This window comes from Spirosoma lituiforme, from assembly GCF_054776635.1.
This window is the reverse complement of record NZ_BAAHBO010000012.1, coordinates 1-24,569: the sequence shown is the minus strand read 5'-3', so window position 1 is coordinate 24,569 and position 24,569 is coordinate 1. Positions and strand designations below refer to the sequence as shown.

At 47.3% G+C, this 24,569-nt stretch carries 18 protein-coding genes; 7 read left to right on the top strand and 11 right to left on the bottom strand.

Annotated features, from left to right (window positions below):
• Window positions 1-73: 73 nt before the first annotated feature.
• Together ACYU87_RS25860 and ACYU87_RS25855 are read right to left on the bottom strand one after the other, a co-directional pair.
• Complete coding sequence (locus tag ACYU87_RS25860; RefSeq protein ID WP_461136899.1) at window positions 74-1,615, bottom strand: serine hydrolase; 1,542 nt, start codon at window positions 1,613-1,615, stop codon at window positions 74-76.
• 83 nt (window positions 1,616-1,698) lie between these two features.
• Complete coding sequence (locus tag ACYU87_RS25855; protein ID WP_461136898.1) at window positions 1,699-4,185, bottom strand: outer membrane beta-barrel protein; 2,487 nt, start codon at window positions 4,183-4,185, stop codon at window positions 1,699-1,701.
• Between the two features lie 8 nt (window positions 4,186-4,193).
• Between ACYU87_RS25855 and ACYU87_RS25850 the strand changes: the two genes are divergently transcribed.
• The 6 genes from ACYU87_RS25850 (at window position 4,194) to ACYU87_RS25825 (ending at window position 10,750) form a co-directional block, all read left to right on the top strand.
• Complete coding sequence (locus ACYU87_RS25850; RefSeq protein ID WP_461136897.1) at window positions 4,194-5,492, top strand: sensor histidine kinase; 1,299 nt, start codon at window positions 4,194-4,196, stop codon at window positions 5,490-5,492.
• Window positions 5,493-5,496: 4 nt separating this feature from the next.
• Window positions 5,497-6,264 carry a LytR/AlgR family response regulator transcription factor gene (locus ACYU87_RS25845; protein WP_461136896.1) on the top strand — a complete coding sequence of 256 codons (768 nt, stop codon included), beginning with the start codon at window positions 5,497-5,499 and terminating at the stop codon, window positions 6,262-6,264.
• Between the two features lie 104 nt (window positions 6,265-6,368).
• Window positions 6,369-6,500: a hypothetical protein gene (locus ACYU87_RS25840; protein WP_461136895.1), complete on the top strand. Its 132-nt coding sequence runs from the start codon at window positions 6,369-6,371 to the stop codon at window positions 6,498-6,500.
• Between the two features lie 148 nt (window positions 6,501-6,648).
• Window positions 6,649-6,789 carry a hypothetical protein gene (locus tag ACYU87_RS25835; RefSeq protein ID WP_157627111.1) on the top strand — a complete coding sequence of 47 codons (141 nt, stop codon included), beginning with the start codon at window positions 6,649-6,651 and terminating at the stop codon, window positions 6,787-6,789.
• An 80-nt stretch (window positions 6,790-6,869) separates the two neighbouring features.
• The gene (locus tag ACYU87_RS25830) at window positions 6,870-9,986 is read left to right on the top strand and encodes a lantibiotic dehydratase (protein ID WP_461136894.1); all 3,117 of its coding nucleotides are present in this window, start codon (window positions 6,870-6,872) and stop codon (window positions 9,984-9,986) included.
• A 290-nt stretch (window positions 9,987-10,276) separates the two neighbouring features.
• The gene (locus ACYU87_RS25825; RefSeq protein WP_461136893.1) at window positions 10,277-10,750 is read left to right on the top strand and encodes a hypothetical protein; all 474 of its coding nucleotides are present in this window, start codon (window positions 10,277-10,279) and stop codon (window positions 10,748-10,750) included.
• A 94-nt stretch (window positions 10,751-10,844) separates the two neighbouring features.
• On the opposite strand, the gene ACYU87_RS25820 is transcribed toward ACYU87_RS25825, so the two are convergent.
• From ACYU87_RS25820 to ACYU87_RS25785, 8 genes are all read right to left on the bottom strand, one after another.
• Window positions 10,845-12,107, bottom strand: coding sequence for a phosphoadenosine phosphosulfate reductase domain-containing protein (locus ACYU87_RS25820; protein WP_461136892.1), 1,263 nt, complete (start codon window positions 12,105-12,107; stop codon window positions 10,845-10,847).
• A 474-nt stretch (window positions 12,108-12,581) separates the two neighbouring features.
• A complete protein-coding gene (locus ACYU87_RS25815; RefSeq protein ID WP_461136891.1) occupies window positions 12,582-13,139 on the bottom strand; it encodes a helix-turn-helix domain-containing protein in 558 nt (185 codons plus the stop codon).
• A 67-nt stretch (window positions 13,140-13,206) separates the two neighbouring features.
• On the bottom strand, window positions 13,207-14,106 hold the full coding sequence (locus tag ACYU87_RS25810) for a bestrophin family protein (protein WP_461136890.1): 900 nt from the start codon (window positions 14,104-14,106) through the stop codon (window positions 13,207-13,209).
• A gap of 408 nt (window positions 14,107-14,514) precedes the next feature.
• Entirely contained in the window at window positions 14,515-15,837 is a 1,323-nt protein-coding gene (locus tag ACYU87_RS25805) for a hemolysin family protein (protein ID WP_461136889.1), read from the bottom strand.
• A gap of 71 nt (window positions 15,838-15,908) precedes the next feature.
• Window positions 15,909-17,348, bottom strand: coding sequence for an efflux transporter outer membrane subunit (locus ACYU87_RS25800; RefSeq protein ID WP_461136888.1), 1,440 nt, complete (start codon window positions 17,346-17,348; stop codon window positions 15,909-15,911).
• A complete protein-coding gene (locus tag ACYU87_RS25795) occupies window positions 17,335-20,535 on the bottom strand; it encodes an efflux RND transporter permease subunit (RefSeq protein ID WP_461136887.1) in 3,201 nt (1,066 codons plus the stop codon). Before ACYU87_RS25795 ends, ACYU87_RS25800 begins: the two co-directional genes overlap by 14 nt.
• 36 nt (window positions 20,536-20,571) lie before the next feature.
• Window positions 20,572-21,729 (bottom strand): efflux RND transporter periplasmic adaptor subunit, encoded by a 1,158-nt coding sequence (locus tag ACYU87_RS25790; RefSeq protein WP_461136886.1) that lies wholly within the window; start codon window positions 21,727-21,729, stop codon window positions 20,572-20,574.
• 132 nt (window positions 21,730-21,861) lie between these two features.
• Window positions 21,862-22,284: a hypothetical protein gene (locus ACYU87_RS25785; protein WP_461136885.1), complete on the bottom strand. Its 423-nt coding sequence runs from the start codon at window positions 22,282-22,284 to the stop codon at window positions 21,862-21,864.
• A 261-nt stretch (window positions 22,285-22,545) separates the two neighbouring features.
• On the opposite strand from ACYU87_RS25785, the gene ACYU87_RS25780 reads away from it, so the two are divergent.
• Window positions 22,546-22,707: a hypothetical protein gene (locus ACYU87_RS25780; protein ID WP_461136884.1), complete on the top strand. Its 162-nt coding sequence runs from the start codon at window positions 22,546-22,548 to the stop codon at window positions 22,705-22,707.
• Window positions 22,708-23,293: 586 nt separating this feature from the next.
• On the opposite strand, the gene ACYU87_RS25775 is transcribed toward ACYU87_RS25780, so the two are convergent.
• Window positions 23,294-23,878 carry an outer membrane beta-barrel protein gene (locus ACYU87_RS25775; protein WP_461136883.1) on the bottom strand — a complete coding sequence of 195 codons (585 nt, stop codon included), beginning with the start codon at window positions 23,876-23,878 and terminating at the stop codon, window positions 23,294-23,296.
• Between the last annotated feature and the right edge of the window lie 691 nt (window positions 23,879-24,569).

The following is a 24,569-nucleotide window of genomic DNA, read 5'->3' as shown; positions in this document are numbered from 1 at the left end:
CGTATCAATTTAAGGTACTATAAAAAAAGGAAACCAGATCTGGTTTCCTTTTTTAGTAATGAAGCGGGTTATATCAGCGCGTGAACCGGTAAGGTTCAAAATCGACAAAATCAGTTGCTTTCACGTCAACGCTCACGCCTTTACCATTTTGGGTACTAAATAAAGCAGGTGCTATGCCAAAACGGGGGTTAGAAAATGTAATCCGGAATTCATCCTTATCCATGTAATCCAGTCTGGCCGTTAAATCTGGATGATGTTGAAAATGAATCAGTAAGCTATTTTTCGATTTGCTTTCGGGGGCTACTTCTATCCTTATCGTTCCATAAAGTGGATTTCGGTAAGTTCCAGTATAAGCCGATATCGGTATTGGGGGTTGATTATTTTTAGCGACTCTAGTTTCCAGTTCTTTTATATCCTGGCTTTGCTTTTTATCCCGACGAAGGCTTCGTTCATAGAAGTAGGCATTCTTGTCCTCATAGGGCGCTTTTGCATAAGCATCCAGGATTTGAAAGCGTAGTGATTCGTGAAAATTACTGTTATCCTGATTTATTAAAACGACGATTCCCAGTTTTCGGGATGGCACAAAGGTTGTATTGGTATGAAAGCCAAAGGCTCCTCCAGCATGAGAATAGACGTCCATATGCTGATAGTCAAACAAGCCAATACCCAGGCAATAAAATTCATAGGTAAAGGGCGCTATTGGGTGTTTTTTGTACGTAATAATTGTACTGGCCCGGCGGGTAGTCTCAAGAACGGAGTAAGGTAAGATACGTTTTCCTTCATAGCGACCCGAGTCCAGCTGCATGATTAACCACTTGCTGATATCGTTGACTGATGAGACCATTCCGCCGGCGGGCCCCAGATTGTCAAGATTGTCAAAGGCTACCTGCATTAGCTCCCCCCCACTTGTACAGCAGTTTGTATAGCCGTAAGCAATGTTTTTCCGCTTGGCATAATTGGCCGTTAAGAGGTAAGTATTAGTCATTCCTAACGGTTTGAGTATAGTCTGGTCAACGTATGAATTCCAGGACTGCCCCGTCACCTTAGGAATGACTAACCCCGCTGTTACAAAGCCGGCATTGGAATAACTATAATCCTGTCGAAACTGGCCCGCTGGTTTTACCAATCGCAGATTCTTCATGACGTCCTGCATGGTATAATCTGAATTCCAGTAGACAAAATCTCCTTCGTACGATTTTACGCCAAGTCGGTTCGCCAGTAAATCACGAATGGTCGCCATTTTTGTGGCCAGCGTATCATACAAGGCAAAATCGGGCAGGTGTTTTAGTATCTTGTCGTCGAGGGATAATTTCTTTTGATCTGCTAAGCTGGCCAGGGCGGTAGCTGTAAAAAGCTTGGTATTGGAAGCCATGTAAAAGAGCGTATTGGCATCAACCGAATCAGGTTTACCAACCTGTCTGAGGCCGTACCCTTTGGCTACAATCACCTTACCGTTTTCAACGATGGCAATGGCCAACCCCGGAATTTTGCTCGCTGCCATATTCCGTTTAATGTACGTGTCGAGGCTATCCGTAACAAAAGCAGGCGTTTGGCCGAAGATTTTGAGTTGATGGAGTAATAAAGCAAGAATCAGTCTGTAAGTTGTTTTATTCATGTGTTAAGTCAGTTTATGAGTAGAGAGGTTGTATTTGGTATGCCTTTATTAAGCGTAAATACCCCCTGCAAGAGGGATGGTAACTATTTGCGTGTTCCGTTTCCCTGCAAACGGTCCTGTTCAGTCTGGGAGCCAAAAGAGCGTTCCTCCACGCTTTTGGCTTTTAAATTTCCGAGACGGTAGGTATAGGTCAGCAAAATCTGCTGGCTTTCGTATCGATGCGCAAAATCAATTCGGTTGTTTAGGTAAACGCCATGATTTTTTATGATCGCTGTATGAAATATATCCGTAGCGGCCAGCTTAAGTGAACCCCGTTCCCCTACTGACCTTTGTACTCCGGCGTCAATATTCCATAGGGGATCGTATCGGAAATACCCGATGACGGCTCCGGTTCGACCAATGAAATTAAGATTTGCCGTAAAATACTTTGTTTTAAATGTATTAAAAAGCCTAAGAATGGCCGTTGATTGACCTGTATAGACATCAATATCATTGTAATTAGAATAATAGCGCGTGTTATGCGCCGTTACTGCGGCTTGCAGCTGCCAACCAGTTTTGATAGTAAATGGGTAAGTAAGCGTCATTGACCAGCGGCGCTCCCAGGCAAAGTTTATGTTCGTATTTAATGTAGTGGCCTGGATTGAATCAATTCGATAAACGACTTCAGTAATTCTGTTTTGCGTTTCATAGTGCAGTAGGGTTAAACTCAAGCGTTTAGGAGTTGTCAGCGTGGTTTGAACGGTTGTCGTGTACTGCGGGATTAACAGTGGATTGCCCGTATAAAGGGTTAGGGGATCGAAATAGAGGTAAGCAGGATTAAGTAAGTCAAAGGCCGGGCGGACGATACGACGATTCGCGGATACGCTTATACCATATTCGCTCTTACTTCGATAATTTAGAGATAAGGAGGGAAATAGGTTGGTATAATTTCGGGAAACGGCTTCGTTACTTGTTGAACGACCCTCATAACTAGTGTGCTCAAGCCGTAATCCGGCTGAAACATTGACTTTCTTTACGCTGAACGACAGATTACTGTAAGCCGAGCTGGTGTTTTCCTGGTAGTGAAACCCGTTGGCAAGTTTAGCTTTTACATCCAAAAAACCATCTGTAAGGGTATTTACAAACGGTTGATTATTCATTAAAATCGTGCTGTATTTTACGCCCGTTTCAAAACTGCCTTTTTTCATGAAGGAAGATTGATAGTCGATTTTAGCCGTTTTAATGGTGACCCGGTTTGGATAGTTTATATTAAATAATTCGGTAGACGGTACGTTATTTTCCCGCTCATTAAACAGAGCGGTAGATCGGTACTTGTCATCATAGCTGGCAATATCAATATCACCCGTCAGCAACCTGGTGCTGGTAAAGTTGGTACGAAAATTAAGGTTAGCCGCCAGATTCCAAGTTTTTTGCTGCAATTGGTTCTGTGCATCGATATGCATTAGGGGCGCGTTTGGCGAGGAGAGCCGGTAATCGAGCGATGCTACCGGATTTTGCGTTTCGTTATTGTGGGATCCTTGAAGCACGCTGCCAATCACCGTATTTTTACTAACCGTCCAATCCAGGCTGGTACGTAGTAGTTGACCAAAGCGATCCACGTAATTAAACTGACTGCCCGATGAATAGCCATCCGCTCTACTGGCGTTAAACAGCGTCTGCTGCCGTTGCCAGCTGTAATAGGTCGGTTGATAATTCGGGGCAAAAAATAAAGCGGCTTGAAGCTTTTTGGTCTGTAAACCAAGGGAAAGTGATGCGTTACTTTTTACATAGCGGCCGGCTCCCCCGGTCACACTAAGTTCTCCCGTTAATCCTTCCTTGATCATATTCTTGGTTTGGATCAAGATAACACCAGCGCCAGCTGCGTCGTACTTTGCCGGTGGAGATGTCAATATTTCAATTTTTACTACGTTAGCCGCGGGTAACGTTTGAAGGTAAGCTATAATCTCGCTGGGTGTCGAATAGAGTTGCTTTCCATTTACATACAGCACTAATCCCGTTTTGCCGTCTAAGCTAATGGACTTGGAAATAGGGTCTATCGTCAGACGGGGAGCTGCTCCCAGCGCATCAAATGTGTTCCGACCGGCATAAGCGGGATTATCTTCCAGATTTACGAGTATACGGTCTCCGTTTAATTCAAATAGTGGCTTTTTATCTTTGATGGTAACTTCACTTAGCGAAACAGATTTGGGTTGTAACGTTACATTCATCGGAACGGGGGCTACCGAATCGGACCTTATAAGGAGTTGCTGCAGGGGTAAAAAACTGATGTGTGAAATGATGAGCTGGAGCGTGTCCCGTGTGCTGTAACGAATACTAAAGGCCCCTCTCTCGTCCGAGAACGTTGCTTTAACCAGGCTGGAATCTTTTTTTAAAAGGGTCACTAACGCATTCGATACGAACTCACCCTGCATGCTTTTTAAAGTGCCATATAGTATCTTTACTGGCACAATAGTAGTATCCGTTGCATCCCCTGTTTTTTGTGCATTAACACGACAAACCGACACACTCATCAGCAGAATTAAGATGATGAGGTCTAATTGGCGTGTTCGGCTTAATTTAAAATTTATCATATTAATTTATGCTGCATTTCAACTTTAAAACTACTACAAAATTGTTATTTTCGGATGGGCCTCAGGTTTATCTGCCCAGAAGAGCCTGGAACTGGCTGCGAATTGTCTGCCATATCATCTTCTGGGGTTACAATTTTTCAACATCCTTTTTTGCCTTTAAAAAACAGTTACAGCCTTCACCGGACGAGCCTGCATCGACAAACCTGTTTGTGTTTGTTGCGGGCGTCCACATGATTACTACGCTGTTAGCTTTTTACATAGTGGGTTATAGAGTTGTTCCGTCATTTATGAGGTCCTTGCTGGCTTTACGGTGGAAAAATGAAATTTTACTCGCCAATGTGGTCTATGTGGCAGGTTGCTGGTTTACCATGCTATGCCTGTTCAACGTAATAGATTACTGGTCATTTGACTACGCTTTTCATCATTTCACGCCCCCTCCCCCCTACGTAACGCGTGTATGGACGTTTTTGGAGAAGACGGGACCAATCGGCTGGCTGACAGAAATCGTCAAGGGCGAATTTTTTATTTATACGTTTGTTTCGGGCTTTAACGTGTCTTACGTGTTGTTACCGCTGTTGCTCCGTATCATTCGTTTATCCATAGCTTATGGCTATGATGGAATTTCAGCAACAGAAAAAAATAAGATGCTGATCGCGGACCAACTACAGGTATTGGAGGTCAATCAGCAATTGCTGGAAGATCAGTTCAAAACGCTCAAGGAGCAAATCAATCCTCATTTTCTGTTTAACGTCTTTAATAATATATACGCACAGATTCACTCAACCAATAAGCGTGCGGCTTCGTTACTAGGAAATTTATCGAAGTTAATGCGCTATACGCTCTACGAAACAAGTGATCTTTTTGTGCCCCTTTCAGGCGAGTTAACGTTTATTAGTAATTACATAGATATTGAAAAAACGCGTATTTTCTCACCAGAGCGCATAGAACTTACCCTCGAAGGCAATCCAAGCAATTATTTAGTGCCCCCCCTGTTGTTGATCACCTTTATTGAAAATGCGTTTAAACACGGCATCGATAACAGCTATTCGGAAGGTTGGGTGCGCATTAAGATAAGCATTAACGAAAATAAGGATTGCCTTGAAGCGGAAGTAACAAATTACGTCGCCAGCGATGAGCCGGCGGATGGGTTGCCGGCAGTTAAACAACCACCTAAAGTAGGAGGGCTCGGTTTGAAGAATGCCAGAAAGCGCATGGATTATCTTTTTAAGGATAAATACACATTACTGGTTAGTGAGCCGCAAAATGAGTATCATCTTCAATTAAGTATCCCTTTAAACCGGGCTTAAGTATATGAACATCGTCCCTAAGATTAAATGTCTGATAGTAGAAAATGAGCCGTCTGCCCAGGAATTGATGCTGGATTTTGTTGAGTCAACGCCAAGCCTGACGCTGGTTGGTGTAGCGTCGAACGCTCAGGAAGCGAATCAGTTATGCGTGACAAAGAAGCCTGACTTACTGCTGCTTGATGTACAAATGCCCCGGTTTTCAGGTTTTGACTTACTGGAAATGCTTCCCAAGCCCGTTCCGCTGGTAATTATAACGACGGCCTATAAAAAGTACGAGTATGCAATCAAAGGCATTAAATTCGCCGTTGTCGATTACCTAACTAAACCGTTCGATTACAAAGAGTTTTCGGATGCGGTTCAAAAGGTAGAGCTGCAGTTGGGTGTTAAACGATCCGATTTTGAAACCGGCATCCAGGAATCCCACATTGAGAAGTCTTCGCGGATTTTAACCGTCAAAGTGGATCGGGTTGATAAAGACATTCCCATTGAATCGATCATTTATTTAGAATCAGCCGATAATTACGTAAAAATTCACCTCCTGAATGCAGCCAAGAATAGCCTTATAACTAAAGTCACGATGAAGGAGCTTGCCTCCTTGCTTGGTAATACAGAGTTTGTGCAAATCAATCGTAGTTACGTAGTCAAAATCAACCAAGTTAAAAAAGTTACCTCAACTAGTGTCAGATTGGCTTCAGGTCATGATTTACCAATAGGTTCTAGTTACAAATCGTACATTAAAGATTTCTTTGCGTACCTGACTAGTTCGATTTGAACCTTAAATTCGCCAACTAACCAACTATTCTTCAAATTCGCCAACATTTTAAGGTGTGCAGCATGATTTTTCTTCTACTTGCAATCAAAAAAAGCAAAGTGATTATGAAAAAAAGTCAAACTCAACCGGAAGTAGGCTTCAGACTGATGAAGCGTCAGATTGCCAGCCGCCAAACCATGCGAAAAGGCGATGGGCGAATTATTTCAGGCTCAACGATTGTCAACACAATTGCCTGAGGACGTAAGGTTGTTGGCTGATAACAGAGGAATATGGGGTTTCAGGATGGTATAATTACTTTTCGTATGATTACCAGCAGATAGTTTAGTAACAAAATTTGAAATTTATTACTTTTACTACTGTTGAAACCTAATTCGTATTGATCCTATGGAAAAAGTAATGCCCTTTTCAGCTCAACAACTTCTTGGTAAAAAGAAGCTTAATTCAAGGATGACCCGCATTAAGGGCTGCAATAATCCAAAAGCAGTTGGCGGTAATTCAACGGGTAGTGTTAATACCTACGATTAAATTTGCTTAGCTTTTTTACCTACAAAAAATCCCGCTTAGTCCTCGATTAAGCGGGATTTTTTGTAGACCTTTTGCTACTTATGGACCCTGTATTTACTCACTTTGACTTTTTTTGCCTGCGGGTAGCTCAGAAGCCAATCACCTACCTAAGCGAGAAGATTGATGAACTCCTGGCAACGTCACCAACGCCTGATAGCTACGTCCTGCTTGAGCCTATTTTGCAGCTACCCTGGGTTAAAAAAGCCTTATATTTGGCATCTCCTAACTTATACACCAGTTGGTTCTCAGCCCTGGAATCAGGTAAGCAACCGGGGCAGGCGGTAGCACAAGCCCTTTGGCGGTACGTATTTAGACTCTTCAGTCGATCAACGCCCTTTGGTTTATTTGCGGGTACTGCAGTGGGCATGCTCACTACTGAATCAGTGATCAGCTTTGGCCCGACCCCCTGGCAACCTTACAGCCGGCCGGATGCATCGGTTTTAATCGGTATTGTTCACGCTTTAGACGTGCAACCTCTACTTCGTCCCTACCTGACCTATCGACTCAACAATAGTGTTTATAAAGCGGTCGATTCTTTCAGGTACGCGGAGGCTGTTTACGATGGAGATGATACCAGGATTGTTTTATCTTCCGTCGAAAGCAGTCCTCAGTTGGAAGGCCTATTAACCAAGCTCTCACCAACCCGATTTGATACGTACGATCAACTCCTTAAACTGGCTCAAGGTGTAGAACTATCTTCCGATATTATCGATGCGTTGATCGAGGCCCAGGTATTGACTAGTAATTTACAGTTGGCTGTTACGGGGCGTAATCTGCATGAATCGCTTCTGGAGCAGTTGATTCCATTAGAGCACCTGGAACAGGTTGACCAGTGGACCAAGCAGCTTCAGGCAGCCCTTCAGCGGCTTACTCCGGCGCTGACTCTTCAAAACCTGTTCAGCGCTCAGCATATGTTGGCTCAGCTAGCGATTCAAACGAATCCAGGCGCCACAGCGCCAAAATCATTGATTCAGACTGATCTTTATTTTAAACCAGCGATATTATCCTTGGATAAGTCACTGGTTCAATCGATTGCTCACCAGTTTAACGAGGTTCTTCCCTTAATTCAATCGACTATAAACCCACCTTTTCAACAATTTCAGTCTCAGTTTAAAGAACGGTACGGTCACCAAAGTGTTGCGTTGCTCGAAGTCCTGGATCCCGAGATTGGCATCGGATACAATTCTGACGAATTAGCCAAGTATCCTCTACTAACCGAACTGGCGCATGTTAACAAGAAATCGACTTTGGTAAGCACATTACCTGCTGATCTGGATGAATTCAGAAAAAGTCTGTATAAACGATATCTATTAGGGAAAAACCATGAACTACGCCTTACCGAGACGGATATAGATCGGCTTCGGGAACGTAAAGCCCAGTTGCCGTTACCACCCTGCTGGTTTGTACACGGTGAAATGTACCGGAGCAAGGAAAAAACCATCAAAGCTGCCGAAGCGGACCCATCGTCCAATTGGTCGTTTCTGGTCAATCCCAGTATAGGCAATAGCCCTTCTTCGCTCCTGGGTCGATTCTGTTTGGGAGATCCCGAACTCTCAGACCAGGTGCACCGTATGTGCGTCTGGGAACAGGCGCAGTTTCCGAAGGATATACTGGCTGAATTTGTCCATTTACCGACTAAATCAACCAGTACGGGTAATTTAATTATCCGGCCAGTGCTTCGGCCTTATGAAATACCCTACCTTAACCCTTCCTCGGTGAATGGCCCGCACACCCTGTTGCTAGCGGATTTGTACGTAAGCGTAGGGGTTGATGATCAGGTTATTCTGACGCACAAACCGACCGGAAAGCGCGTACGTCCTCGCCATAGTACCGCTCATAACTCCCTACGCGGTGATGAAGTTTACCAGTTTATGGCTCACCTGCAGCAGGCAGAAAGTAACGTGCATTTCTGGAGTTGGGGGCATTTTGAACAGATGCCCTTTTTACCCAGACTAGTGTATAAAAATCTAATTATTGCTCCCGCTCAGTGGACGCTTGACCGGATTGCCTCCTCGAAGGGTCAATCCGCTACTATTGATGATCTGCGAACGCTTTATAAACTACCTCGTTATGTTCTATTGATTGAGGGCGATAATAAACTGCTACTCGATCTGGAGTTTGTACCCGCTCAAACCATTTTACTCGACGCATTACACAAACGAATTGTGCTTCTCTACGAATGGCTGGGTGATCAATTGGAACAGTGGGTAAGTGAGGGGAATAACCGGTATGAATCTGAATTTATTATTCCTTTTCGAACGGCAAATAGTCCTGTCAACTCTAGCAAATTACCCCAGCTTACGGCCATTAGACGCACTTACTTTCCTGGGCAGGAATGGTTCTATGTCAAAGTATACTGTCAGGAACTAGCCAGTGATGAAGTGCTTTTGAAAGCGATCTTGCCCTTTTGGGAACAGGTTCAACGGCAGGGTTGGAGTTCACAATTGTTTTTTATCCGCTATACCGATCCTGGGTACCATCTCCGGATTCGGCTTTTATGTGATCCGGCTAAGACGGATGCGATCTTTAAGCTTCTCCCCGGCTGTCTTTCACCCTTTTTGGATTCTGGGCTAATTGAACGGTACCAGATTGATACCTATCAACGAGAACTTGAACGGTATAACCCGGATTTGATAACCTACAGCGAGGCCATTTTTGCGGCAGATAGTCAACTGATGTTCCAGTTTCTGCAGCAAACAGAACAACCCGATGAACTCGAACGCTACACGTTGGCGATGAGTAGTATCGATCAGTTGTACGCCGATTTTGGCCTGTCGATGGAACTTCGGGGATTTCTAAGCACTAAACTGCAACAGGCATTTTGGCAGGAACACGGCTCAGTCAAAGAAGTTAAACGTAAGCTTAATGATACCTACCGATCCTGGGAAGCTTCGCTGATTGAGGGGATGCGCGATTTGGCACCTCTGTTTCATACGCGGAGCGGCAGCATTCACAATCAGGTAACTTACGTTCAGACCTATTTTGAGAGTCGACCGAATCCTAATGCGCTGTGGGACTGGTTAATGCACCATAATCACATGAGTTTAACCCGAATATTTACGGGTCAAAACCGGCAGCATGAAATGGTGACCTATCATTTCTTAGCTCGGTATTATGCCGCTACGTTAGCGAAACAAAAATTGGTTTTTGCGAAGTAATTCATTGCCATATTTAGTAGTCAATGAATTGGCAATCAATTGATTGTGGTCTGCACATGTCATCTAAAATAGGCTAAAGATCAGCTTATTCAGTCTAGAACATTTGGCTTTTACCAGTATTTTGTACGTGACAGAATCAATTTCACCCCCGCAAAACCCCGTTTTGAACCGAAATTCACCCCCCGGCCAACTTTAATCGTAGTTGGCCCACTTTATTTCTCCTATTTCTTTTTTCATAGCAACTTAGGGCTGTAAAACTTACTTTCGGTAACCTATAAATGACCCGAGCCATGTCTCTTTATCCTTCCGTTAGCCCTAAAAGTGAATCACAGCTTCATGAACAATTTTTGACGTATCAGCGCCTGTCTTCTGTCATTGCTGATTCACAGCTGCAAATTCTGTTTGAATACGCGCAAGAACGTCTGAATGGGTTACGACTAACAAATCGGTTGAGTTCGCTTCATGCCATCCTGCTTCGAAGCGGCTTGCAGATTTTTCGTATTGAGATGGAACTGGCCAGCCAGGATGATTCTGGCGAGGCTCTTCCTGGCTATGACTTAATCAATTTAGAATGTTGCGATGATTTAGTCCTGGAAACAATAGCAACTGAAATCAGTAGCGCTAAACACATTGTGAATCAGTGTGGCCAGGAAAAACTACTGGCTAGCTACGAAGTCACAATACTACTTTGTGCTTTAGAATTACTAGGTGCTCAACTGGAAAAGTTCGGAGATGGTAGACTTGGTAGCGTACAGGAACAATAAGAACTTAATTAATATTCCCTAGACTGAATATACCCGCGCACTACTAGAGCGCGGGTATATTTTTTGGTTTTACTGGCAAACAAGTTTACTAAAATTAGAAAATGTAAGGGGTTAGCAGTTCAGGCCCATGGTGGCTGATTGCTTCACCGGATACATTTTGTTGCACCTTCTTACGCTCTTTCTCCGCCATTAGAAATTGGTATCGATCAAGAATGGTAGCCTGCTCGTTGTAGTGAATGGCTAACTCCAGTAGATCAGCTATCCGGTTTCGTACTGAGGCTAATAAACAGGCCTCAGCTGGCGTGGGCATCACCACGGGCCAACCTTTTTCGTAAAGCAGATGACCAGGTATTGCCGCCTCGATTCGTTGACGCTCTCGACTTTTCCGTTTTGCTTCAACCAAACCAGCCCTTTGAGGCTCCGTTAGCCAGGCGGGTTTAATATCGGCAAGCCAGTGCCCCTCTCTAAAACTGAATGACGATTCAATTTCTAAATCTACCAGTAACGAGTAAGCTAACCGATTACCGGTATACGTCGCTGCGTTGAGAAGATCCGTCTGACTCGCCAGAATACAGAAAGCGCAGGAAACCCGGCTCATACTATACTCCGTGTATGCCTCATGGATTGGGAGGTTATAGTAATGATGCAGTGCCCAGACGTCCGTATGCTTCCACTCAATTATTGGATTCCAATTCATTCCAGCGGTGGGCGGACTATTTCGAGGGGTACGGCTTAAATCATTACTCCAGGAGGCAACTGGTTTTTTTTGTCGCTCTCTCGACTCCTGACGGCGTATACCCGTTACGGATAAGATGGTCTGACCCGGAAAACGCGTAGTTAAGTACTGACTGATTATTGATGTTTTAAGCTCACTTGTACAAAATCGCATTCCGGAAGTGGACCAGGGTAGTAGCACCTTCACTAAGTCAAGATTCGCATACCGGAGTGTATTATCCTGCCAACGTTTTTGCCAGCGATCAACCATATCACCCTGTTTCCATTGCACAACCACTAACTCCAAGCCCAGTTGCTGAGCCAGCTTTTCACAGATTTGGATTGACTGTTCCCATTCCACGCGGCCTAAATCCGAATGAATTAACAGCCGGGGCCCTTTGTGTCCCATCTGATCCAGATACTGAACTGTTGCAAGTGCGGCCGCCCCTGAATCTTTTCCTCCGCTTACGCCAATGGCAACGGGTGCATCCTGAGTAATCAGCCCTCTAACCTCGTCAGTGCAGGCAATACCAGGAAAGACATATCCCGATATATCACCACCTTTTGGACCGATTTGGGATGAAGAAAACTCAAAGTTCTCAAATAGCTGGGTCTGACCTGAACTAAGTAATTTAACTTTCATAAGTGGGCTTGCTACTTGTATCAATTTACGCGCATAACCCCCCGAATTTTCTGGCTTTAGCTGATGTTAATGAGCACTATAGCCCCCGCCTTTTCCCCTTTATCGCTTTGAATGTGTTGGTGGTGTTTAGTGCCTGTTACGTGCCGTGTGGGTGCTGAGTTTTCAGCTATGCGTTCGGTCAAGCCTAATCAGTTCAGCTACCTGGCCCGTTACGGATAAGGAGTTTTATCTACAAAAACCAGGGTAGTCAATAGATTCGTCACTTGGTTTTTTGCCTTTTTAGCGGATAATTCACGACCCGCCTTTAAGAAAGCTGTAGCAGGAATTGAGCGATTTGTGAGATTAAGGGAACAAACGATTACTCAGGTCATCCGGTAAGTGGCCTACCGACAGCCAATAGAATGGCCGCTGTCTGTAATTGTTCCCAAACTTCGATACCACTCCACCACGGTTACGAATAGTAGCCCACAGCCACTACATTGATTTTGCATACTGTTTGGGCTTTTGGCCCAGATGCTGCTTGAAGACACGAGTAAAATGACTTAGGTTGGCAAAGCCCAGCTGATAGCCCGTTTCGGACACGGATAGTTTAGCCTCCCGCAACAGTCTGGCCGCTTCGTGCATGCGTACCGTCTGGTAGTAGTCATAGAGGCTCATGCCGAAAACCTGCCGAAATAATCTACGGAGTTTGCTTTCGCTCATCCCCGCCACCAAGGCCAGATGGGGCATGCTCGGAGCCCGACTTAGGTCCTGCACCAACTGGTCCCGCACGACAAACAGTGTCTTGCCATCATCGTCCCGAAGTGGATAGACCGCTTTAGTCTCGCGCTTCAGTAAATCGCTCATGAACTGATAGATTAACTCCTGCCCTTTTACGGTTAGGTAAAAGGATAACAGCGGGTCGGTGGAGTGTTGGGCTAACATGTCGGCCGCAACCTGCTGAACGAGTAGTGACCCGATTTCTTCGTAGAGGTACGATTGACGACCACCCAGCAGGATTTGAACCAGCGGCTTTTGGGTTTGTTGCCCCATGAGTTGCCTTAGCGGGGCTGCGTTGATGCCAACTATTAATCCAAACGATGAGGTTCAGCAATATGGCTTATAGGGCGTAATACTCGTTGGTAGCCAGTTTTTCTGGAATCAGCTCAAAACCTGTCATCGTCTTCAAATTGACCTCAATGGTCCGGGCAATGGTCGTCATTGGTGTATCGGTTGGTTTGTTCTCGAAGGGGTCCTGCAATTGAATGCCACTTTTTTCGATTAAAATAAACGCTGATGCAATCAAGGTTACGATGGGTACATCCAGATAATAAAGATCGTAGTCAAAGCAGAAGGGCAAAACAGCCGCAAATAAGTAGATAAATACTTGCATGTTGAAGGTGTAAGTACGGGGAAAAACCGTGTTTTTAATACGTTCGCACCGGCCCATCGAATCAGTAAATGAAGTTAGCGAGTTACTGAGTTGGACCATCTGGTAGTCCGTGAGCTGACCCGATAGGTAAAGTTGACGAATGGCAATGCCATGATTGAGTAACAGGACATTGGCCTTATTATCGGCTTTTGCTATAAGCTCAATCTCTGAGCCGGGCAAAAATTCTCGAAGCCTTCCAGTAGGATCTACCCCCCGTAGGGAATCACCCAGCACATAACACCAAGCGCATTGCCGATTTACAAACGCGTGAAGTAAAGTATTCCGGTCCGGTGAATTTGGCAGAAACATCTGAAGCTGACGAACAAACGAGCGGCTGTCATTGACAATGGCTCCCCAAGCAATCCGGGCCTCCCACCATCGTTCATACGATTGATTTGTGCGAAAAGCCAGTAACAAGGATATACAGGTACCTAACAGGGCCGGTATGGCCACGGGGACAGTGAGAAACCACAGATTGAAAGCCAATTTAATGACCACAACCAGATTAGCAAACAAAAAAACCAACGAGGCTTCTCGGCGTATTTCTCGAATGAAGAAAAGAATTGGAATTGGCTTATTGAGCAGCATAATGTTGAAATTTTCAAATATAATAGTTAGTTCGATGCTTCCGCAACCATACGATCTTTACATCATCCATTTGTTCTACAGTTAAGGTAAACTTGTGCCAGTTATATGGATAGCTAACACATTCAGACTGGGCCCGCAATCGGGATGCCGATCCAAGACGAACCGTGCCGGTGCGGTATACCCGCCACTAAGGGTAGTTAACAGTCTGTTCATTAGCAAATTGCTGGAAAGTTTATACTATTAACGTTCGTTTCAGAGAGCAAATAATTTTGCGGTTAACGTGCGTGTAAAAGCCGGTAACGTAACGGCCCGCGATGGCGTACCATGACCGTGCCGGAACGGGCTAATTTTGATGCCCTTAAGCTCATAGTCAATAAAGTTATATGGGGTGTTGTTAAGAACAAATGCTTAGTTAGCCGCCTGATCGGCGGTCAAATCGCGCAATTGCACCCGTTCAATGGAGTTGCCGATCCGCGCCGTTACGGTCGCTTCGTAAGCATCGACCCGGGTTTTTTCGCCTTCACTGGGCAACCGGCCAAATCGACCCAGCAGGAGCCCGGCCAGCGATTCATAATCCCCCTGTCGGTGCAACGGGTGAGGCAATAGTGCGTTAAGATCTTCGAGCGACTGGGTGGCTAGCACCGAATAAGTCGTCTCATTGATCTGTTCCACCATTGGGCGTTCTTCATCGGAGTCGTCCTGAATTTCACCTACCAGTTCCTCCAGAATATCTTCCATGGTCACCAGGCCCTCGGTACCCCCGTATTCATTGATTACTAACGCCATGACCTTACGCTGCCGCTGCAAATCGCGCAGCAGCAGGCGAATCGATTTATTTTCGGGCACCACCAGCAACGGTTTAGTCAGGGAACGCAGATCGACAGATGGATGCTGGCGCAGGGTGATCAGCAGGTCGCGCAGGTGGATGACTCCCAGCACATGATCCAGGTCGTCATCGTAACACAGGATTCGGGAGTATTTTTCGGCCATGATCCGATCCAGCACAAGCTGATCGAACTCATTCACGTTGACCCCAAAGATGTGCGTCCTGGGCACCATAATTTGCCGAACGGTTCGATCCGAAAAATCAAAAGCCCGGCCTACGATGGTCAGATCGGAGGCCGGAATCGGGTGATCCGATTCCTCGGCGTCCTCCTGACTCTGGCGCACCAAAAACTTTAACTCGTCCGGACTATGCACTTCATTCCCATGAGTGGCCTGGATGCCAAACCCTTTCAGAACCGCGTTGGCGAATCCGTTCAACACCCAGATAAAGGGACGAAAGAGCAGATAAAATCCCTGCAACGGATAAGCGATGAGCAGTGTGGTGCTTTCCGAACGCTGAATGGCGAGTGATTTCGGGGCTAGTTCGCCAAAAACAATATGCAGCATCGTGATGAGGGCAAACGCAATGGGTAACGAAATCTGGTGGGCCATCTCCGCGCTCAGCGATAGGCCGACCAGGTCAAACCCGGCCGTCAATAGTGCGCCCACGACCGGTTCGCCAATCCAGCCTAGTCCCAGGCTGGCCAGGGTAATGCCAAACTGAGTAGCGGCCAAATACCCGTCTAGGTGCGAAAGCATATGGGTAGCCAGCCGGGCCGACGCATTGCCCGCTTGAGCCTTCAGTTCAAGTTGGGAAGCCCGCACCTTAACAATGGCAAATTCGGCCGCCACAAAAAAACCATTCAGGGCTACCAGCAGCAGGGTAAACAGGAAATTGAGAATCATTCGTGTGTCAGTGAAAAATAGCCTTACACCGTTTTATCTGCGTGAGGCTACTGGTTAATAAGGGTATTTGGTTACTCCCGGCCGCCCCCCAGCGCTCGGTACAAGTCAACCAGGGACAGAAACTGGGATTGTTTGGTATTGATCAGCGCCCGTTCCGCATCCAGCACCGACCGTTGCGCCGTGATCACTTCCAGATAAGTGGCGTAATTAGCCGCAAATAGATCGTTGGACGTGGTAGCCGCCTGCCTGAGTACCGCTACTTCCTGCGTTTGTAAATTAGCCACGGCACGGTAGTTCTCCAGCCCATTCATATTGCTGACCACTTCACTCACCCCGGTCAAGATCGCTCGTTGGTAGGCAAAATAAGCTTCGCGGCTTTGGGCCTGCGAAATAGCCAGATTTCCTTTCAGCAAGCGTCGGTTAAAGACCGGTGCGGCCAGACTGCCCAGTACGCCTGCGACCAGCGACGCGGGATTGAGCAGTACCGAGGGTCGAAACGCGTTAAGACCTACGTAAGGGGTTAGATTCAGGCTTGGCAGAAAATCAGCACGGGCCACGGCTATGTCCACATTGGCGGCTTCCAGTTCGCGCTCGGCCTGCCGGATGTCGGGCCGGCGACGGACTAACTGCGAGGGAATACCGGCCAGCACCGACGCGGGTAGTGGCTGCTCCCGAATGGAAGGGCCCCGCTTGATAGGCCCAGGATAACGACCCAGTAGCACATTGATCTGATTTTCGGTCTCAATGAGTCGCTGGCGTACCTGCCCTTCCAGGCCGCGTGTGTTCAGTAATTGTGCTTTGAACTGCTGCACGGCCAGTTCGGTCACGCGACCCGCCTGCTTCTGTACGTCGACCAGCGTGACCGCCTGCTGTTGCAGTTTGATGTTGTCGCGGATAATTTCCACTTCGGCGTCGTCGGCTAAAAGGGTATAATACAGCCGGGCGATTTCAGCGGTGAGGGCGGTAAGAACCAGATTGCGGCCTTCTACGGAAGCCAGTACCCGGTTGTAGGCCGCTCGTCGCCGGTTGCGAAGTTTACCCCATAGGTCCGCTTCCCACGAGGCTCGAAAGCCCGTGAAAAAGTCGGGCGTGGGATTGGGAATCAGGCGAGACCCATTGACATTATCGGATAGGTTGGTGTCAAAGTTCCCGACCCCGTTCATGGTGTAGCGGCCAAAGCGGTCCAGGCCAGCCGTTGCCACCGCATCAACCTGTGGCAGCAGGGCCCCTTGACTAATGCCGAAAGTAGCGCGGGCTACGTTGATGCGCTGCAGCGCTATTTTCTGATCCAGGTTACTAACCAATGCCGTATCAATGAGGGCTACCAGGTTGGGGTCGGTAAACAGCAATCGGAACGGCTGCTCGCCAATGCCCGATGAATCGACATTCCCCGCAAAGGATTGAGGGATTGACACCACGGGCGTGGACGCGGGCTGATGGAGACTCCGACACCCGCCAAGGCTACCGAGCACCAGGCCAATCAATAGCAAATTACGTTTACACTGTTTCATGTAGGGTAGCGTTGGTATGGGATTTCGTAGGAATTGACGGCGGGTTAGGCACTGGCCGCGGTTTACTGAACCGGTTCGCCAGGCTGGCAAACACGAGGTACAGCCCCGGTATAATGAGGAGTCCGAACAGAGTTCCTACCAGCATGCCCCCTGCGGCAGCGGTGCCAATGGTGCGGTTACCGACTGCCCCCGCGCCCGTAGCGATGCAAAGCGGAATCAGCCCCGCAATGAAGGCAAAGGAAGTCATCAGGATAGGCCGTAACCGGGCTAATGCTCCTTCAATGGTTGCCTGGATGATTGACAGTCCATCGGCCCGGCGTTGATTGGCAAACTCCACGATCAGAATGGCATTTTTACCGAGTAGTCCGATCAACATGACCATCGCGATCTGGGCGTAGATGTTGTTTTCCAGGCCCGTAACCCACAGAAAGAAAAACGCCCCAAAAACGCCCGTCGGCAGCGAGAGAATCACGGGCAGTGGCAGCAGAAAGCTTTCGTACTGGGCGGCCAGAATCAGGTACACAAACACCAGACAGATCGCAAAAATATAGATCGCCTGATTACCCGACTGCACTTCATCCCGCGAGATACCGGCCCAGTCGATGCTGTAGCCTTTGGGTAGCTTGGTGGCCGCCACTTCCTGCACGGCCCGAATGGCACTACCGCTGCTAAATTCGGGGGCCGCCTGCCCATTGATTTCAGCGGAGGGGTACATATTGTACCGGGTGGCCTGCTCCAGACCATACACCCGTTCCACCCGCATAAACGCCGAGTAAGGGACCATTTCGCCGTTTTCATTTTTCACATACAACTTCAGCAGATCGTCCAGTTGGGCCCGGTAGCTGGGAAGCGCCTGCACCATTACTTTGTACATCTGTCCGAACCGAATAAAGTTGGTCGCGTACTCCGAACCGATCAGGGTTTGCAATGTCTGCATCGCCCGGCCAACCGACACCCCCTTTTGGGCCGCCTTGTCGGGATCAACGTAGAGCATGTACTGCGGAAAGCTGGCATCGAAGATGGTAAACGTATTCTCAATCTCGGGACGATCTTCCAAATCCTTCACAAACTGCTGAACCACGCCTTCCATCTTCTTATAATCACTCGTACCGGTCTGATCGAGCAGCCGTAGCTCCAAACCACTGGCATTCCCGTAGCCCGGCACGGCAGGGGGTGGGAAAAATTCAATCTTAGCCCCTTTAATGCCGTGCGTCTTTTCGGCCAGCGATTCGATCACCTCATCGACCGATTCCGTTCGTTCATCCCAGGTTTTCAGGTTGATCAGGCAGGTACCGAACGTGGCCCCCGTACCATCGGAGAGGATATTGTTCCCGGCCAGCGTCGAAACGGACTTTATGGCTGGAATTCCTTTGGCTAGTTGCTGTATCTCATCAACTACCAGACCAGTACGTTCCAGGGTGGCCCCCGCCGGCGTTGTAATGCTGGCGTAGAACGTACCCTGGTCGTCATTGGGAATAAAGCCGGGTGCGACAAGCGAACTCGTGCCCCAAACGCCCGCGCAGAAAGCGAGCAATAGCCCAAAAGTCACCACCCGCCGATTGACAATAACCCGCAACAGCGATCCGTAACGGTGAGCCAGGTTGTCGTACGCTGCGTTAAAGCGGGTAAAGAAGCCAGATAAAATGCCGGTTTTAGGTATATTATGCCCATCGTGCCCCGGTGTATTTTTCAGAATGAGCGCGCACAACGCCGGGCTAAGAGTAAGGGCGTTGATTGCTGAGATCAGAATGGCAACGGTCATTGTCACGGCAAACTGCCGAAAGAAAATCCCCACGGGACCCGTCAAAAACATGACGGGCACAAACACGGCAATCATCACCAGGGTAATGGCCATCACCGCCCCACCAATCTCGCTAATCGCTGCCTTGGCGGCTTCCCAGGGACTTAACCCATCCCGTTCCATCTTGGCGTGAACCGCTTCGACGACTACAATAGAGTCATCGACCACTACGCCGATAGCCAACACCAGGGCGAAGAGCGTGATGAGGTTGATGGAGAAGCCAAAGAGCTGCATGAAAAAGAACGTACCAATCAGGGCTACCGGCACGGCAATGGCGGGAATGAGTGTCGACCGCCAGTCTTGCAAAAACAGAAATACGACCAGGGCTACCAGGAAGAAAGCTTCAATAAGTGTTTTGATTACTTCGTGCACCGATGCATCCAGAAAGCGTGACACGTCGTAGGTAATTTCGTAATCCATACCGGGAGCAAAACGGGTCTGTTTCAGTTCCGCCATTCGGGTTTTGATGCCGGCAATGACCTCGCTAGCGTTCGAACCAGGCAGCTGTTTAAGCATAATCGCTGCCGATGGCCGGCCATTGTGCTTGGATACAACGTCATAATAGGTCGTGCTGAACTCAATGTCAGCCAGGTCTTTAAGCCGCAGCAGTTCCCCATCGACGTTCGCTTTGAGGGGAATATTGCCGTACTGCTCCTCGGTGGTGTATTTGCCCGTGTATTTAAGCACGTACTGAAGGGCCTGTCCCTGCTTATCGGAACTTTCGCCCAGCTTACCGGGAGCCGCTTCGACGTTCTGCTCCTGCAGCCGTGCGACCACTTCTTCGGCCGATATGTTGTAGGCCATCATGCGATCCGGTTTGAGCCAGACGCGCATGGCATATTCGCGGGCCCCCATAATATCGGCATACCCAACGCCCTTTATGCGTTTTAGCTCCACCAGTATGTTGATATCGGCGAAGTTGTAGAGGAACTTCTCATCCAGGGCATCATTGCTGCTGAAGACGTTCAGATACATAAGCATCGAATTTTCTTCCTTGGCAATCTTGACCCCGTTTTTAATGACCTCCGAGGGCAGTTCGGCCATAACGGCGGCAACCCGATTCTGTACGTTTACGGCGGCTACATCGGGGTCAGTACCCACATCGAAGATGACCTGTACGACGCTTACGCCATCGTTGGTGGCGTCGGATGACATGTACTTCATACCCGGTACGCCATTAATAGCCCGCTCGAGGGGGGTGATAACCGCTTTAACCGACGTTTCGGCGTTAGCGCCCGTGTATTCGGTGGTGACGTTAACTTCCGGCGGGGCTACCGACGGGAATTGCGTCATCGGCAGCTGCGTCATGGCCAGCAAACCCAATAGCGTAATGATCACCGAGATGACAATAGCCAGTACCGGGCGTTCAATGAATTTTGAAAACATAGTGGTCCGCCATGGCGGTCGTTGAACGGTTGAGAATTACTGCTTGGCCAGTTGAGACCTAAGTTGGGGGGCTGAAACCAATTGCGGTTCGATCTGATCGCCTTCTTTCACCGTCTGAATTCCTTCATATAGGATACGATCTGTAGCGGTCAGGCCCGATTGGACGACATAGAGCTGAGGCAGGCGAAGTTTGGATACGAAACGTTGCATATGTACTTTATTATCCGTTCCCACGACAAACACAAACAGCTTGTCCTGCAACTCAAAAGCTGCTTTCTGAGGAATAAGCATAGCGCCCGTCACGGCCTGATTCATCCTGACCTTCCCGCTCGACCCGTGTTTAAGCAAGTTTTTAGGATTAGCGAAGCGGGCCCGGAAGGCGATGTTGCCCGTATTCCGGTCGATCTGCCCATCGATTTTCTCAATACTGCCCTTACTGGTGTGAAGTTGATTGTTGGCCAACAGCAACGATACATCCCGTTTTTGTACCGCATCATTGGCCGTAACAAAATCCAGGTATTCCCCTTCGGGCACGTTGAAGTAAGCAAACACCTGTCGACTGTCCGATAGCGTCGTCAGCAGGGTTCCCCCTTCCACCAGACTGCCCACCTTGTTGGGAATCCGGTCCACAACACCGTCAAAGGGCGCCCGTAGCTGGGTCAGCGTCAACTTGAGTCGCGCACCGGTTTGGGCGGTTTTAGCCTCATCGATTTTCGCTCGTAAAGCCGACAGTTTCGCCTGGGCTTTTTCCAGTTCAATCTCAGAAATAACCTTTTTAGCCGTTAATAATGAAACGCTCTTCACCTCGACCTCGGCGGTTTTAGCTTCCGCCGTCGCATTGTTGAGACTAGCCGTTGCCCGCAATAATTCTTCGCGGTATTCGGGATTATTGACCGTAAAGAGCAGCTGACCTTTGTGGACGAAAGCGCCTTCATCGACGTAGATGTGGTCCAGATAGCCTTCAATTCGGGATCGAATCTCTACGTTCTGTACTGCCTGAATGTCAGCAACGTAATCTTTGGCGTAGAGGGTATCCGTCACGATGGGCTGTACGACGGGGTATTTTTCGGTTTTCGCTGTCTCCTGCTTTTTCTCGGTTGTGCACGCTGTCAGTAATGAAATAGACACACAAAACGGCAGGACAAGCGTAGTCAATCGGGCCCGGCTGATGCGGGCCACTGCTTGAACAAGCATGTTCGTTTGGAAAAAATAAAAATGGATTGAAAAGAAAGACGTGCCTGAATGGGCAAGCCGAATTCGCCCGGATAAACGGCATCCTACGCGTGGCCCGGATTGACCAGCGTAACCATGACTGCCGTTACGTTATTACGCGATTTGGCCGGGTCGCCGTTGGGGGGGTGGGGTATTGATCTCTGACGGGTTAGACAGGTAGATAATACCGATATAAGCCATCAGGACAGGGGGCAGATAGCCCGCTACGGGATTCAACTGATAAAATATAACCGGCCCAGGAATTGACCAGTCCATGAAGATTTTGGTGAGTTGATCTTCTTCTTCGTCCGACTCATCGTGTTCAGGAACGGCGTCGTTTAGACCAAAGCCGACTTCAAGCACCAGTTCAAAAAAACTTTCAATTTCATTGAAGGACAAGTCTTCCCGGTATTCGCCTTGGCTGTTCGGCGATACATACCCATCGGGCGCATCGATACTGACGTTGATGACATAAAAAGCCATCAGCAGGCAGAACAGTCGGTGCCAGATTGGGTTGTGTATACGCTTCTTTTGCATGATCACGGGAATGGATCGTAACAAATATAACACGAAGTAAGGCCTATTGCTTTAATTCATTTTTAATTGGAAGTATTTATTTGAATCCTGATAATTTATGCTTGTATAGTTAAATTCTCTGATCTTTTCTTGCCTTTATTGCCAGGGTGATATATGCCTTAAAGAGTTTTTATACTTATTGTATTGAAAATTTATCAGGAAACGTCCTGCTAGAAAATCCGACAGTAGGATGGAGATTCTGGAGAGTTTGATCAACGAATTTTGAATAAAATTGACAACCGCCACGGCCGGTTCAGCCGCTGGTACCGGAACGGTCCCGTTCCGGCCCGTCCGGGGAGCCGGTACCGGCTGTTGTGGGGAACCACGCTTAGCGGATCGGGACCGTTTATTTTCAGGATCGGACAATGGTTAACACTTTTTTAAGACGGGTCACCCAGGAAATCGTTCAGAAAACATCCTTTTTTAGAACAAGACACCATCAGCCCGGCAGATAGACGGTGAACGTTGAGCCTTTACCATCTACTTAGTGTGCCTTTGCCGTTTCGTACCGCAGCGGCGGGCCTTAAAATCCACCGTCCGCGGGCTGCGGTCACTTGCGTCTTTAGAGGCCATGTAACGCGAATAGAGCGTTTTTAGAGAATAAATAAACGTGATTTACTTGATAAAGTCTATTGCTCTTATTTACTAAAAGTTGTATTTTTCCAAGCCAAGTTACATAAGGGAGATTATGTTAATCAATTATTCCAAGATTGACCCCTCTATGTGAGCCCTGAAAACAAGCACAGATTGTCCTTTGGAAAGGGAAGAAGAAGGGGCAGTGTTATGTTAATGGAATATCTATAGAATCCATTAGAAAGTTTTAATGAACTTGCTCAAATATCTGCTTAAACAACGCGAGCAAGGCAGGGATGTAACTTGCCAGGGATAGGCAATAGCACGAACAGTCGTACGACCACCCCGGATGGTTTAGGGGGCAGCCCAAAACCCTTATGCAGCGTCGCAGACACCTCTAAAAATGAATTAGTAGTTGAGTCTGTATGCCGATCCTGTATGAATTATAGTTATCAAATTGGAAAAGCGTCGTATTATCGGGCTTGTTAAGTAGATAGCTTGCAGTTGGCTGAATGAGCCAAGAAAATCTAGAGTTAATCTTATAGTCTATCCCTACTCCTATAGCTGCGTTGGCTTTTAACGGATCGCTAGTAGCCGTTTTGTTCTTCTCAAAAATAGCCCCTGCCGAGAAATAAGGTGATAGACGGCGTTCTGATAACCTGTAGTTAACCAAGACAGGAAACTGAATGTATTCCGTGGTTAATCTAACATCTTCATTTATAGAGGTTTTTAGATGGGATATGGTCTTGTTGTAGAGTGCACCTACTGATAAGTCCCATTTCTGATTAAAGTTATAATGAGCTGTCAATCCAACTGATGAAGCTGTACTATGACCGGATGGGTTGGCCACTGATCCATCGTAAACAGAACGTACTTTGTAAGAATAGTTACCATAGTTGAACCAGTAGCTTGGCGCAACTGAGAATTTACCCTGTGCGAATAGAGAAGTTGTTGAGATCAAAAACAGGAGAATAGTTTTCATAATTGGATTTAGTTTTGAGCAAAGACACTCAAATCTCTTAAAGAGTTGTGGATGAGCTAGTGTCTAAGGAAATATTTAACACAATTTAATTTTTCATCTACCCTTGAAGAGTCTTGGGAAAGATAGATCTTGCGTGCCCAGCCCTGCCTCTTTGAGTGGGGGCTGTGGTAGAAAATCCAGCCCGGCATGGGCTAACTGGCCAAATAAGAAAAGAGTTGGAAAGGGGATAAAAACTAGATTTGCTTTTTGGCTTTGTGTTGAAATTGGCCGACTTCGAAGGCCAATTGAGTCCGTTAGCTGAAGGCTACGGGAAGGTTTTGTCCGACAAAAACACATCTTGCTAAAGTAAAATGGGGTCTGTTTTCGCTCAGGGATTTGTAAACTAGTTTACAAGTCATTTTGCCAACTAAAGGCTCTCTGTTGATTTGCACTATTTTTATCCCATTCAAAAGGGGTACTATAGGCTTTCGGATGGCTTTAAGGAGGCTTCTGGCAGGCTTTCCACCTTTTCAGGGTAGGCTTTTAGGAGGCTCTACTTTACATAATGGCACTTATACAACAAAACGTATGCTACTGGAAAATCTAGTCAAAATCCAGTATGAATACGTATCTTAATGATTTGTTAGGCTATAAGAAAAAGAAAACTCGACACCTATTCCGATGGAAGGTTGTCGAAGCCTATCGGGCCGAA